A 13,374-nucleotide genomic window follows, 5' to 3' on the forward strand; every position below is an offset into this window, starting at 1 on the left:
ACTTACCCGTCATTTACCGTTGTTGCAAATTCCTCCGAATGATTCCCACTCTCGACCGTAAACTTCTCCGCGACATCGTCGGGATGAAGGGCCAGTTCTTTGTGACGAGCCTGGTGATGGCCTGTGGTGTGGCGATGATGATTGTCTCGCATGGCATCATTCTGAGCTTGGAGAGTACGCGGGACGCCTATTATCAGCGGTTTCGGATGCCGGATGTGTTTGGCAGTTTGACCAGCGCTCCGCTGTCCATGGAAAAACGTCTCAGCAGCATCCCCGGGGTCGCCGTCGTGGAGTTGAGAGTGGTGGAGGGCGCCTTGCTGGACATGGCGGGCGTGCAGGAGCCGGTCAAAGGCCGTATCGTCTCCCTCCCGGACGATGGTGAACCGAAGCTCAATCAGATCTTCCTGCGTCGCGGGAGACTGCCGGACGTCGGGGCGCAACGAGAGGCTGTGGTGAGTGAAGCCTTTGCATTGGCACATGGTCTGCACATTGGCGACCGCATCACCGCCGTTATGAATGGTCGTCGCGATCACCTCGATGTCTGCGGGATCGGAATGTCGCCTGAAGTGGTGTTTGAAGCGTCCCCAGGTCAGACACTTCCGGACAACAGGCACTACGGCGTTTTTTGGATGCGCTACGGCCCTGTCGCCACCGCCTTCGATCTGGACGGTGCCTTCAACAGTGTATGCATGGACTTGTCGCCTGGCGCGATTCCGAAGGAGGTCATCGAGGAGGTGGACAGCCTGTTGGCACCATACGGTGCGTCCGGTGCCTACGCGTTGAAGGATCATTTTAGTTCGAAGCGGCTGGATGACGAGCTGCGCATCGTTCGTGCGTTGTCAGTGGCTTATCCGATCGTCTTTCTCTGTGTGGCCGCGTTCATGGTGAACTCGGTCACCACTCGTCTGGTCCGGTTGCAGAGGGAGCAGATCGCCCAGCTTAAGGCCTTGGGCTACACCTCATGGCAGGTGGGCCGGCACTATTTGAGCTATGCCCTGGTGATCGTGGCCGTCGGGGGGGCGATCGGAATGGCCGTCAGCTGGCGCTTGGGGAGCATCATGCTGGGAGTATACACCCTGCTTTTTCATTTCCCGGAACTGCACTTTCAGGTGGACCACACCGCCTTGTTGATGGCCATCGCGGTCAGCGCAGGCGCTGCCGTGCTGGGAGTGGCGGGGGCGGTCTGGCTTGCGGTGAAGCTCTCACCTGCAGAGGCCATGCGCCCCGAGCCTCCATCAGATTTCAAGCCTTCGCTGTTGGAGCGCGCCGGTCTGACCCGCGGCGCCGGTCTCGTGTTTCGCATGGCGCTGCGCAACATCGAACGCCGGCCGATGCAGGCCGGATTCACTACGGCCGGGCTGGCGCTTGCCACAGGATTGCTGGTGTTGCCCGGCGCGCTTGCGGACAGTGTGGACTACCTCCTGACCTATCAATGGAACGACCATTTTCGGCAGAGTGTCATCCTTAGCATGCGGAACCCATCCTCACGGAGGACGCAGCATGACATCGAGCATCTGGCGGGTGTCAGTGTGGTCGAGCCTTTTCGCGGCTTTCTCGCGCGTCTGAGCAACGGTCACCACTCCCGCAGGGTTTTTGTTCTCGGACTCACCCAGGGCGCCGGACTCGTCCACGCCAGGGATGTTCAGGGCGATCCGATCGTGCTGCCTCCCGAGGGGGTGGTTGTTTCGCAAAAGCTCGGGGAGGTGCTGGGAGTGAAGATCGGAGACAAACTGCAGGTGCAATCCATGGAGGGACGTTGTGAGACGCGGGAGATCGCAGTGCGTGGTTTCATGTCCGACTTCTACGGTCTGGATGCTTACATGGACATCGATGCCGTGCGGCTCCATCTGCGCGAAGGGGAGGCGATATCGGGCGCGTTTCTGAGAGTGGATGAGAATCAATGGGACGCCTTCATGAGGGACGTCAAAAATCAGCCTCAGATCGAATTCGCCAGTGTGAAGAAGGATCAGTTGGAGGCTTTTCGAGCGTCCACCGGTCAGAGCATCGGAATGCTACGTACGCTGTTTCTCTGGCTCGCGGTCATCGTGGCCTTCGGTGTGGTTTACAACAGCGCCCGCATCGCCCTCTCGGAACGTGGCCGTGATCTTGCCACGCTGCGCGTGGTGGGGCTGACGAAGAGGGAGATTGCCGGCGTGCTGCTGGGGGAGCTGTCGCTGTTGGTGCTCGCAGCTCTGCCGGCGGGCCTGCTGTTTGGGCACGGGCTCGCGCGGTATGTCATCGCCGCCGTCGGAACGGAGATGGTTCGTCTGCCGCCTCACATCAATCCCAGCACCTACGCCAACGCCGTGCTGGTGATCCTGGCCGCCGCCAGCGCCTCCTTTGCCGCCGTCAGCCTCATGCTCAGCAAGCTTGATCTGGTCAGTGTTCTTAAAGCACGTGATTGAAGCCGCTCTGATACTCCATGCACACACCGCTTGATCTGAAACTTCTTCGTGACCTTGGCGGCATGAAGGGGCAGATCGTGGCTGTGAGTCTCGTCATGGCCTGTGGTCTCGCCATGATGATCATGACGCGCAGCATTGTGCTGACGTTGGAGAGCACACGGGACGCGTACTATCAACGCTACCGCCTGGCGGATGTGTTCTCTTCCTTGAAGCGAGCGCCGTTGTCCTTGGCGGATCGTGTTGCGGAGATTCCTGGCGTGGCGGCGGTGGAGGCCCGCGTGGTGGTGGATGCTACCCTCGATCTGGTGGGCATGACCGAACCCGCCTCGGCGCATCTCGTATCATTGCCCGAAGGTCGTTCTCAGACGCTCAACAAGGTCTTCGTTCGTCTCGGCAGGCTGCCGTTTCCTGACGAGCGCCGCCACGTGGTGGTGAGTGAATCCTTCGCCATTGCCAACAAACTTCGGATTGGCGACAGCCTGGTGGCGATCATCAACGGGCATCGCGATTCTCTCATCATCTGCGGCATTGGTCTTTCGCCTGAGTTCGTGTTTGAGGCGCGGCCTGGGCAGACTTTGCCCGACAACAAACGTTATGGCGTGTTTTGGATCAACTACCAGGCTGTCGCCGTTCCTTACAACCTCGACGGTGCATTCAATGACATCTGCGTGGACCTGTCGCCGGGTGCGCAGTCGGGGCCGGTGATCGCCGAGATGGACCGCCTGTTGATGGATTACGGAGCCCAGGGGGCCTACACGCGTCGGGAGCACAACAGCGCCCAACGGCTGGACGATGAACTGCGCGTGGTGCGTGCTCTCTCCGTTGCGTATCCGGTCGTTTTTCTGAGTGTGGCGGCGTTCATGGTGAATGCGGTGCTTGCACGGCTTGTCCGGTTGCAGCGCGAGCAGATCGCTCAGTTGAAGGCGCTGGGATACTCTTCATGGCAGGTTGGGCGGCACTATTTGAACTATGCGTTTGTTATTGTGGTGCTTGGTACGCTGATCGGCGGCTTTGTAGGTCGCTGGATGGGGGGCGGACTGGTGCGCATCTACGATCTGTTTTTCCGTTTTCCCTCGCTGGACTTTCGCATGGACTACAGTGCACTGGGCATCGCCCTCGTCGTGAGCGCGATTGCTTCGTTTCTCGGGGTAATCAGCGTTGTTTGGATGGCGGTCAAGCTGCCGCCTGCCGAGGCCATGCGGCCTGAACCACCGACGGATTTCAAGCCGTCCACTTTTGAGCGGCTGGGGCTCACTCGTGGCTGCAGTCCCGGATTGCGCATGGCCTTGAGAAACATCGAGCGCCGTCCGCTGCAGGCTTTGTTCACCGTGTTTGGCCTCACTCTGGCCACGGGGCTCATGGTGCTGCCGGGATCGATGGCCGACAGCATCGACTACATGCTGACCTACCAATGGAATGACGTGCAGCGGCAGGATGTGGTGGTGTTTTTTTCGGAGCCGGGATCTGCGGATGCGCTGCACAACTTGGAGCAGCTGCCCGGCGTTCAGCGTGCAGAGCCCGTGCGCGTTGTGCAGGCGCGCATTCGCTATGGGCATCATTCACGGAAGCTCGCGGTCAATGGACTGCCGCGTGATGCGGATCTCAACCGTCTCATGGATGCGGAACGGCGGCGCATCGTTCTGCCTGACGACGGCATCGTCATGTCGGCACAACTCGGCATTATCTTGGGGGCTCATATCGGCGATGTGGTGCAGGTTGAGGCGCTCGAAGGCAGACGTGGCACGATGGGGGTTCCCATCCGCGGTTTCATCGAGGACTTTGCCGGCGTCTCCGCATACATGGACATCGGCGCGCTGCATCGTCTCATGCATGAGGGGGAGACGGTCAGCGGGGCCTACATGACGGTCGATCAGAAGCGCTGGGCTGACTTCATGCGTGAGGTGAAGGACACGCCGCGTGCGGCGATCACTCTGGTCAAAAAAGACCAGCTTGATGCTTTTCGCAGCACCACCGGACAGAGCATCGGCATCCTGCGCCAGCTTTACCTTGTACTTGCCGTGATCGTCGCCTTTGGTGTGGTTTATAACAGCGCTCGCATCGCCTTGTCCGAACGCAGCCGGGATCTCGCTACGCTGCGGGTTGTGGGTTTCACCCGGCGTGAGGTCGCGGGCGTGCTGCTTGGGGAACTGATGCTGCTCATCGTCACCGCACTTCCAGCCGGACTCCTGTTTGGCCGTGGGCTTGCCACTTTGATCATCGAGAAAGTGCGCACCGAGACGATCCGCATGCCGCTGGTGATCAGTTTGCACACCTACACGATGGCCGTGGTCGTCGTGGCGGCGGCGTCCTGCGCTTCCTTCATTGTGGTCAGTCGCATGTTAAACAAACTGGACATGGTGGGCGTGCTCAAGGCGCGGGATTGAAGCGTGCCACCCAAAGTACTTGGCCTTTGCGGCGTTATGCGATGTATTCAGCCTATGAACATCCAGACTGCCGCCGAATCCGTCTTCGCCCCCGTGGCGCAGCGTGTGCAGGTGTGGGTGGTGCTGAGGCGGTGGCTGGTGGTGCTGCGCATGACTTTGATCCCGTCCTCGCTGGTGTTGGTGCTGATGGTGCTCGCGGCGCTGCGCGGTTCCGTAGCGGTCGTCACGCCCTGGCTTGGCCTGATCCTGTGGCTCGCCGGCAGTCTCGCCTATGCCTGGTGGCGCAGGCCCGGTGCGTTCAGTGCACTGGCCCTGTGGGATCAGGCGGCGGGCAGGCGTGAGGCCTTTGCCTCCGCATGGTGGTTTGAGCAGCGCTCGGAAGGCAGTGATGCCGCGAGAATGCATATCGCGGCGCAGCGCGAGATGCTGTCCCAGGCTTTGCCATCTCTGAGAAGGGATCTGCCTTTGAAGCCGGATCGGTGGCTGGCGATTCCGCTGTTCATCGCGATTCTGGGCAGTTTCATCAGCATTGTCACCGCTCCGCCGTCAGAGGTGGTGGTGATGGATGAGGAGATGACGCGCAAAGCTGCCGATGAGGCGCAGAAGCTCGCGCAGACCGACTGGGAGAAAAAGAAACTCGCCGGCCTCAAAGAGGAGGAGACCAAGCAGGTTGAGGATTTGAAACGGAAGCTTCAACAGACGGCTTCGGATCTCGCGAATGCGGGTGGCAAAGACGCACGCGACGTGCTGGCCGAGCTTGAACGGCGTGCGCGTGACGCGGAGAAACTCGCGGACGAACTGGGGAATGGCAAAGAGGCCTGGGCCTCGGACAAACTTGTCGAAGCGCTGCGTCAGCATGCCGACACTGCCGATCTCGGTGACTCCGTGGCCGCGAAGAACGCGAAGGCTTCCGCCAAAGCCGCCGAAATGCTCGCCAACCGGCTCAAATCACCTCAGCTCGATGCTGATGCGAAGGAGCGCATGAACGAAGCTCTCAAAGATGTGCAGCAGCAGGCGGACAAGGAGGATCGCAAGCGCACCGTCGGCCAGAACGTGCTCGCGGCGGGTGACCAGATGCAACAGGGCAAGCCTGCGGGTGCGGGTGAAGAGTTTCAGAAGCTGGCCGACAAGATGCGCGATCTCGCACTGCGCGAGCAGTCGCGAAATGAACTCCAGCAGCTTGCGCAGCAATTGCGAGATTCCGGCAGCAACATTGCCGGACAGAACGAGAGCAATGGTGGCGCAATGCAGCAGATGAGCCCGGCCGGGCAAAGTGGCCCGCAGGGGCAGCAAGGCAGCGCGCCGCAGGTGGGACAGGCTCAAAGCCAACAGCAGGGACTGAATCCGCCTGGCATGGGCCAGTCCGGGCAACAGAATCAAATGCAACAGCCGCAGAGCGGGCAGGGGCAGGGCCAGCAGCAGCAACTGCTGACGATGGGACAGGGACAACAAGGTCAGCCCGGACAGCAGGGCGCGCCTTCCAATGGCCAGCCAATGCTGCTCGCTCCCATTCCCGGCGGAGCGAAACCGGACGACAAGACTCCGCTGCTCATCATGCCTGGCGATCAAAGTCCAAGCGATCCTCAAGGTCCGATTCTCGCCATGCCAGGTTCAGGCCTTCCGCCCGGGGTTGGCAAGGCAGACCTGAACAGCGCGCCCACACAAAAGCAAAACAGCGGCAATCAAAGTGTCGTTCAAGGGCAGCAGAACAACGAAGGCCAGAGCACCGTGCGCAGTGTCGAAGGTGGCACGCGAAATGAACAATCCGCCCGCACCGCCACCCAGGCCACCCTCGAAGCCATTCAGGCCGAGGAGGCCGCTCTCGATGAAGCCGCTCTTCCTCCTGCACGTCGCGAACAGGTTCGACGTTACTTCAACGAATTGCGGAAACGGTTTGAGGCGAAGTGACGCACTGCGAAGACTCAGAGCTTCACATCAGGCTCAGCAACGCTTCACGCACCTGAGCCTGCCACTTGCCGAGGTAGGCAAGGCGCGCTTGAAGCACTTGAAGATCGGCGAGGGCACTGGTGTCTCCAGTGCTGAGACGAGCGTCGAACGCTGTGAGTGTTTCGAGCAGCGCTGAGCGTTCGTCGTCAAGCGTGGCGCCAAGCGCTTCGAGTTGCTCGCGCAGCCGCATTTCATCCGGAGACAGCAGGGCCTTGGCCAAAGCGGTTGCAGCGGCCTGACGACGCTTGAGAAAGGCTGCGACGTTTTGCAGCACAGGGCCGAGCCGGCCGAAGAGAGTCATCATGGCGTCATCGATGGGAACGGTGCGCCAGGGAACTTGGTGGAGTTCAAGCAGGTGCTTGAGTCGCTTCTCCGGCGTTTGCAGCGTTTCGTATGCCGCATTGATCTCGGCGGCGCTGGCCGTGTCGCCGCCGGGCTGGTCGGGATGGGCGCTTCGGCTTGCGGCGAGCCACGCTTTTTGCAGCGTCTCATCATCGAGCGCGGCGACTCGCGGAAGACCGAGAAGGGCGAAGGCGTTCGACATCGGTGTCAGGCGGAGAAACTTTCGCCGCAGGAGCAGGTGACGACGGCATTGGGGTTCTTCACCTTGAAGCCACCGCTTTGCATGTCATCGCTGTAGTCGAGCTCCGAGCCGGAGACAAACAAGGCGCTCTTCGGGTCAATGACGACTCGCACATCGCTGGAGGTGACCATGATGTCGCGGTTGGCGGGACCATCGACGAGATCCATTTTGTATTGCAGGCCGGAACAGCCGCCGCCGACGACCGCGACGCGCAGGGCGCCGTTCTCCGCGCGGCCCTGCTTCTTGAGCAGGCCAAGCAGGCGGTTGGCGGCGTTTGGCAGCACCTTGATGAGTTTTTCGTTGCCGATTTTGAAGCTGGGGGCGGTGGCGGTCATGGACCGTGCAGGATAGCGCACAGATCAGTAAATGACGAATGACGAAATGATCAACGACGCGACCGGTCCTTCTTACGCCCGATTTGCGCGCGGGCTTTTTTGCTTCGCTTCGCGGAATAAGCTTGCCTCGCATGCGGATTTTTGAGACCAAGGAGGGACAACCTGAATTTCTCATGAGCGCCTCCGAGGTTTTACCTCTTCCTCTGCAACTTTTCACCCTGAAGGACGGCCTTGTTGCCAGCGACAGCGGTCAGGAAGCCGTCAATAACTACGCCGCTGATTTCCAAGGTCTGCGGCACTTCGGTTTGAAGGTGGGTGAGTGTCTGGAACTGGGTGCTCCCTGGATGGGCACGCTGCAGGAAGAGGACTTCACGCTGAACTTTGCCTATTTCGACGCCGGCACGGACGCGAAGGATCCGGGGGCGGGCGCGCTCATCGGAGAGCGGATGCCGATGTTTGAACTGCTTACGCGAGCCAACTCAACGGAGGAGTAAAACCATGGCTGCGTCGATCACTCCTTCTCTTCGTTCGGCCCTTGAACGTTTGAAACACGCGGGCTCGGTCAACGGCATGCTGTTGTGCTGGCGGCGCCAGATTCTCATCAATCTGCTGCCGTACGAAGAATTTCGCGCCGAGCGCCTGTTGCAGGTGCTGCATGATGCTCGCGCGCATTTCGGCAGTGGCGGTGATCGCGATGTGAGAACGTTCTGGTTTGGGTATGAGGGAGTCTTCGTGCTGGCTCTGTTTCATGGTGAGTGCCTGCTCATCACGCTTCACACGCATGCATCGGAGGTGGACTTCATGCGCCGTGCCGGACTGACGTTTCTGGACGACACTCAGCTTTTGGTTCAGGCCCTGCTGGAGCCAGCTCCCGACGATGAGATCAGCCGTGAAGAGACGCAACCGTTGGGCGATTTGGAGAACGGCGGACATCCGCCACAGGCTTCCGGGCCGACGAAGGTCATTCCTCGACACAGCTGAAGGCAGGAAGTGCACTCACAGGCTGCGCATTAGCGGCTTCCTAATGTCCGTCGGTTGCCCGGGGGCAATCTGATCTTTGGCTGAAAGGATTGCAGCCCCCGCGCCGAAATCTCAACTCAACTTTCATCCAACTACTGCACTCATGTCCGATCCAGCCGTCTCCGCCTTCTCACGTCGCCGTTTCCTCAATGCTAGCGGTGGCGCCCTTCTTGCTCCGGCCGTTCTTACTTCTGCCGGCAGCCTGCTCGCGCAGCAGAAGGCGGATTCAAACGAGACTTTGAAAATCGGCCTGATCGGCTGTGGCGGTCGCGGCACCGGCGCTGCGGCGCAGGCTCTGGGCGCGGACTATAACTCGAAGATCGTCGCCATGGCGGATGCGTTCGACACGCAGATCGAGAGCAGCATCAAGAATCTCTCCACCCAGTTCCCGGATCGTGTCGACGTGAAGCCGGACAAGAAGTTTACCGGTCTCGACGCCTACCAGAAACTCATCGACAGCGGCGTGGATGTCGTCCTTCTCGCCACTCCTCCTGGATTCCGTCCGCTTCATCTCACGGCTGCGGTGGAAGCCGGGAAGCACATTTTCTGCGAGAAGCCGATGGCCGTCGATGCGGCCGGCTATCGTGTGGCACAGGCCGCGGTCGAGAAGGCCAAGCAGAAGAAGCTCAATCTCGTCGCCGGTTTCTGCTGGCGCTACAACACCAGCCGAATCGAGTGCTACAAACGCCTTCATGACGGTCAGATCGGCGACATCACCGGCATTCTGGCCACCTACTACGCCGGTCCGGTCAAAACCATGCCGCCAGCCAGTGCGCGTCCCGCTGGCATGGGCGACGTCGAGTGGCAGGTGCGCAACTGGTACAACTTCTCCTGGCTCAGCGGCGACAGCATCGTCGAGCAGGCGGTTCACAGCTTGGATAAGATCTGCTGGGCCATGAAGGACACGCCTCCAGTCAGCGTCATCGCCACCGGCGGACGTCAGCGTCCTGCGGAAGACGGTAACATCTTTGACCACTTCCATTGCGCCTACGAGTGGGAAGGCGGCATCCTTTGTCACCTCACGAACCGTCAGATCACCGGCTGCCACAACGAGGTCATCGACTACATCCAGGGCACCAAGGGCCGGCTCACAATCGGCAAAGGCAGCGCTCCTTTCATTCAGGGCGAAAACCGTTGGCGCTGGCGCGGCGAGGAGAAAAACATGTACGACCTCGAGCATGAGGCGCTCTTCAATGCCATTCGCAAAGGAGAAGTCATCAACAACGGTGACCGCATGATGAGTTCGACGCTCATCGCCATCATGGGCCGCGAAGCCGCCTACACCGGCCAGAAACTTACTTGGAAAGATGATTCAGCACCGGCTCCCGGCGAAAAGGGCAAGGCGGGTGAGCGCGTCGCTTTGGCCATCGTGTCCTCGCAGCAGGATCTCGCTCCGGACAACCTTCAGTTCGCTGACAAGTTCGTTCCGAGTCCGATGCCGATTCCCGGTGTCACCAAGTTCGCGTAACTCGGTCAGCGTCTGGCCCGCAGTTCGTTGCGCAACTGTTCGACTTCATCAAGCAGTTGCGTGAGCAGCTTGAGTCCTGCGAGATTCATCTCGCAGGTTTCACGCAAGTGCTGGATCCGGCGCAGGGTGCGCAGGGTTTCGTCATCGTACTCTGCCCGGATCAGTCCGTGCTCCTGATACTGCACGATTGTCTGCGTGGAGAGCCCCGTGGTTTCGGCGAGGATTTCCAAGGTGTAGGTCTGTGTCGATGCGTCGCTCATGTCAGGCGCGAGGGTTGAAGGTTGATGCGCTGCGCAGTTGTTCCCACAGGGCGCGTTCGGCGTCGCTGATCTTCGTGGGCAGCGAGATGTGCAGGGTAACGTAGAAGTCGCCACGCTCACCGGTTTTTCCTTTTGGCAGGCCGCGTCCTCTGACGCGGAGCTTCTGTTCGTTTTCTGCGTTCTCCGGAATGCGCAGTTTGATGGAACCGTCGAGAGTTGGAACAACGATCTCCGCGCCAAGGACCGCTTCCCAAGGCGCTACGTCGAGTTCGTGATACACATCCGCTTCGCGTGTGGTGAAGTCGGGATGCGAGGCATGTCGCACGCGCAGGTAGAGGTCGCCTGCTTCACCGCCGTTGTGTCCCGGTTCGCCTTGTCCGGGCACACGGATGCGGCGTCCGTCGGTCGCTCCAGGCGGGATGCGCACCTGAAACTCGTGCGTTTGCACCGCGCCCGTCTGCCGGTTCATCGTTTGCAACGAGATCGGCCGCTGCGTGCCATGCATGGCTTCTTCGAGCGTGACGAGAATGTCTCCTTCAACATCGTGACCGCGGCGTGCGCGGCCCTGGCGCGCGGCGCCGGTCGGAATCTCCTCCTCAAACCCCTGTGGGAATCCATAGCGGCTGCCCCCGCTGAAATACTGCTCGAAGAAGTCGCTGAAACCGGTGCCACCGAAATGAAACTCCTGAGAGTAGGCTCCTTCGGGGCTTGCGGACTGCTGCCAGCCCGGCGGTCGCTCGAATCCGCCTGCTTCGTTCCAGTGTGCACCGAGCGTGTCATACTTCTTCCGCTTCTCCGGATCGCTGAGCACCTCATTGGCTTCGTTGATCTCCTTGAACTTCTCCTCGGCGGCCTTCTTGTCCGTGGCCGTGTCGGGATGGTACTTTCTCGCGAGTTTGCGGAAGGCCTTCTTGATGTCGTCCGGTGTGGCGTCACGCGAGACGCCGAGGGTGGTGTAGTAGTCCTTGAACTGGGCGGGCATGGTTGTGGTGAAAACGGAGCAAGAGTGACGGTGCTGTCGATGCGATTCTGTGCGCATCCTTTGAAAATGCCGGAGCAACATCGGCCCCATATCCCGCAACTCGCGACAAGACTTGGCGGCCTCGGAGCGTGTTAGGTGGTGGTCGTCGGGCTTCAACCAGTTCCGTCCGTTCCAGCCATGTCCTTTGATCCCATTTGCAAAGACCTGCAGGCACTGCGTGTGACGCCCAACCTGGCCGACTATAATCAAGCGCGCGCCGCGCATTCGTGGGATGCGATTCGTGCGGAACTGCAGGGGCTTCCCGGCGGTGGACTGAACATCGCGCATGAAGCGGTGGATCGTCATGCCCGAGGAACTCGCGCCGCTCATCTCGCGCTGCGCTGGCTCGGCAAAGACGGCAGCGTGCATGACCTCACCTATGCGGACATGGCCGACCACTCGGCACGCTTTGCGAATGTGTTGCGAACGCTGGGCGTCGGGAAAGGGGAGCGCGTGTTCGCTCTGATGAGCCGCGTACCGGAACTGTACTTCGCCGCGCTGGGCACGTTGAAAAACGTGAGCGTGTTTTGTCCGCTGTTCTCGCAGTTTGGTCCGGAGCCGGTGTGGCAGCGGCTGAGCCGCGGTGACGCAAAGGTGCTGGTGACTACGAAGGCGTTGTATGAAAAGAAGGTCGCTTCCTTGCGCGAGCGACTGCCTTCGCTGCAATTCATCCTGCTCGCCGATGCAGAGGACGATCTCGATGGCTGTGTGCGCTCGTGGCCGAAGTTGATGGCCGCCGCGAGCACGCAGTTCGAGATTCCGCCAACGAGTCCCGAGGACATGGCGCTGCTGCATTTCACCAGCGGCACCACCGGCATGCCGAAGGGTGCGGTGCATGTGCATCAGGCGGCGCTCACTCATTTCGCCACAGGGCGCTACGTGCTCGATCTGCATCCGGAGGACATCTTCTGGTGCACCGCCGATCCCGGCTGGGTCACCGGCACTTCGTATGGCATCTTTGCACCGCTGCTGCATGGCGTGACGAACCTCGTCGACGAAGCTGACTTCGACGCCGAGCGCTGGTATTGTTTGCTTCAAGATCAAAAGGTCACCGTGTGGTACACCGCGCCCACCGCGATCCGCCGACTGATGCGCATTCCGGGAGAGCCGCGCCAGCAGTTCGATCTGGGCGCCTTGCGTCTCATTCATAGCGTGGGTGAACCGTTGAATCCGGAAGCCGTTGTGTGGGGGCAGTGCGCGCTTGGGCTGCCCATTCACGACAACTGGTGGCAGACGGAAACCGGCGGCATCATGATCGCCAACTACGCGGCGATGGACATCCGCCCTGGTTCCATGGGCAAGCCGTTGCCGGGCATCGAAGCGGCCATCGTCAAGAAAGGCGACGCGGGTGTCGAGGTCATCACCGAGTGCGATGTGGAAGGTGAGCTTGCGCTCAAACCCGGCTGGCCGTCGATGTTTCGCGCCTACCTGCACGACGAAGCGCGCTATGCGAAGTGCTTTGTGGACGGTTGGTATCTCAGCGGCGATCTGGCGAAGCGCGACGCGGACGGCTACTTCTGGTTCGTCGGTCGAGCCGACGACATCATCAAGACCTCCGGTCACATGGTAGGACCGTTCGAAGTCGAGAGCGCTCTCATGGAGCATCCCTCCGTTGCGGAATCGGGTGTCATCGGCAAGCCGGATCCGTTGATCGGCCAGCTCGTGAAGGCGTTTGTCGTCGTCAAAGCCGGACACGAAGGCAATGACGCGCTGCGCATGGACTTGATCGGCTTTGCCCGCAAGAGACTCGGACCTGCCGTCGCACCGAAGGAGATAGCCTTTGTCGAGAGCCTGCCCAAGACGCGCAGCGGCAAAATCATGCGACGTCTGCTCAAGGCGCGCGAACTCGGCCTGCCTGAAGGCGATCTGTCCACTTTGGAGAACGACTGACATGAGCACGCCCCTGCCAGACCACGATCAAGCGCGCCGCCTCCTCTGGCAGATGGTGCGC

At 60.7% G+C, this 13,374-nt stretch carries 11 protein-coding genes; 7 read left to right on the forward strand and 4 right to left on the reverse strand.

Annotated elements, in window-relative coordinates:
* Window positions 1-38 precede the first annotated feature (38 nt).
* From KDL09_RS21870 to KDL09_RS21880, 3 genes are read left to right on the forward strand one after another with little or no spacing between them, the layout of a single operon-like run.
* Window positions 39-2,405 (forward strand): ABC transporter permease, encoded by a 2,367-nt coding sequence (locus tag KDL09_RS21870; RefSeq protein WP_294389892.1) that lies wholly within the window; start codon window positions 39-41, stop codon window positions 2,403-2,405.
* A 17-nt stretch (window positions 2,406-2,422) separates the two neighbouring features.
* Window positions 2,423-4,789: an FtsX-like permease family protein gene (locus KDL09_RS21875; protein ID WP_294389895.1), complete on the forward strand. Its 2,367-nt coding sequence runs from the start codon at window positions 2,423-2,425 to the stop codon at window positions 4,787-4,789.
* Window positions 4,790-4,843: 54 nt separating this feature from the next.
* Window positions 4,844-6,697 carry a hypothetical protein gene (locus KDL09_RS21880; RefSeq protein ID WP_294389897.1) on the forward strand — a complete coding sequence of 618 codons (1,854 nt, stop codon included), beginning with the start codon at window positions 4,844-4,846 and terminating at the stop codon, window positions 6,695-6,697.
* A gap of 22 nt (window positions 6,698-6,719) precedes the next feature.
* Here KDL09_RS21880 and KDL09_RS21885 read toward each other — a convergent pair whose 3' ends face one another.
* Together KDL09_RS21885 and KDL09_RS21890 are read right to left on the reverse strand one after the other, a co-directional pair.
* Window positions 6,720-7,280 (reverse strand): J domain-containing protein, encoded by a 561-nt coding sequence (locus KDL09_RS21885; protein WP_294389902.1) that lies wholly within the window; start codon window positions 7,278-7,280, stop codon window positions 6,720-6,722.
* A 5-nt stretch (window positions 7,281-7,285) separates the two neighbouring features.
* The gene (locus KDL09_RS21890; protein ID WP_294389905.1) at window positions 7,286-7,654 is read right to left on the reverse strand and encodes an iron-sulfur cluster assembly accessory protein; all 369 of its coding nucleotides are present in this window, start codon (window positions 7,652-7,654) and stop codon (window positions 7,286-7,288) included.
* Between the two features lie 173 nt (window positions 7,655-7,827).
* Between KDL09_RS21890 and KDL09_RS21895 the strand changes: the two genes are divergently transcribed.
* The 3 genes from KDL09_RS21895 to KDL09_RS21905 all read left to right on the forward strand — a co-directional run bounded on the left by KDL09_RS21895 (window position 7,828) and on the right by KDL09_RS21905 (window position 10,142).
* Window positions 7,828-8,148 (forward strand): hypothetical protein, encoded by a 321-nt coding sequence (locus KDL09_RS21895; protein WP_294389908.1) that lies wholly within the window; start codon window positions 7,828-7,830, stop codon window positions 8,146-8,148.
* A gap of 4 nt (window positions 8,149-8,152) precedes the next feature.
* Window positions 8,153-8,635 carry a hypothetical protein gene (locus KDL09_RS21900; protein WP_294389911.1) on the forward strand — a complete coding sequence of 161 codons (483 nt, stop codon included), beginning with the start codon at window positions 8,153-8,155 and terminating at the stop codon, window positions 8,633-8,635.
* Between the two features lie 142 nt (window positions 8,636-8,777).
* Window positions 8,778-10,142 carry a Gfo/Idh/MocA family oxidoreductase gene (locus KDL09_RS21905; protein WP_294389913.1) on the forward strand — a complete coding sequence of 455 codons (1,365 nt, stop codon included), beginning with the start codon at window positions 8,778-8,780 and terminating at the stop codon, window positions 10,140-10,142.
* Between the two features lie 5 nt (window positions 10,143-10,147).
* Here the strand turns inward: KDL09_RS21905 and KDL09_RS21910 are convergent, their stop codons facing one another.
* Both KDL09_RS21910 and KDL09_RS21915 read right to left on the reverse strand, forming a co-directional pair.
* Window positions 10,148-10,402, reverse strand: a complete 255-nt coding sequence (locus tag KDL09_RS21910) for a chaperone modulator CbpM (RefSeq protein ID WP_294389915.1) — start codon at window positions 10,400-10,402, stop codon at window positions 10,148-10,150.
* A gap of 1 nt (window position 10,403) precedes the next feature.
* The gene (locus KDL09_RS21915; protein ID WP_294389917.1) at window positions 10,404-11,384 is read right to left on the reverse strand and encodes a J domain-containing protein; all 981 of its coding nucleotides are present in this window, start codon (window positions 11,382-11,384) and stop codon (window positions 10,404-10,406) included.
* Between the two features lie 177 nt (window positions 11,385-11,561).
* On the opposite strand from KDL09_RS21915, the gene acsA reads away from it, so the two are divergent.
* Complete coding sequence (gene acsA / locus KDL09_RS21920) at window positions 11,562-13,313, forward strand: acetate--CoA ligase (RefSeq protein ID WP_294389919.1); 1,752 nt, start codon at window positions 11,562-11,564, stop codon at window positions 13,311-13,313.
* Window positions 13,314-13,374: the final 61 nt, after the last annotated feature.

The sequence above is a fragment of the Prosthecobacter sp. genome (assembly GCF_020439865.1).
GTDB lineage: Bacteria > Verrucomicrobiota > Verrucomicrobiia > Verrucomicrobiales > Verrucomicrobiaceae > Prosthecobacter.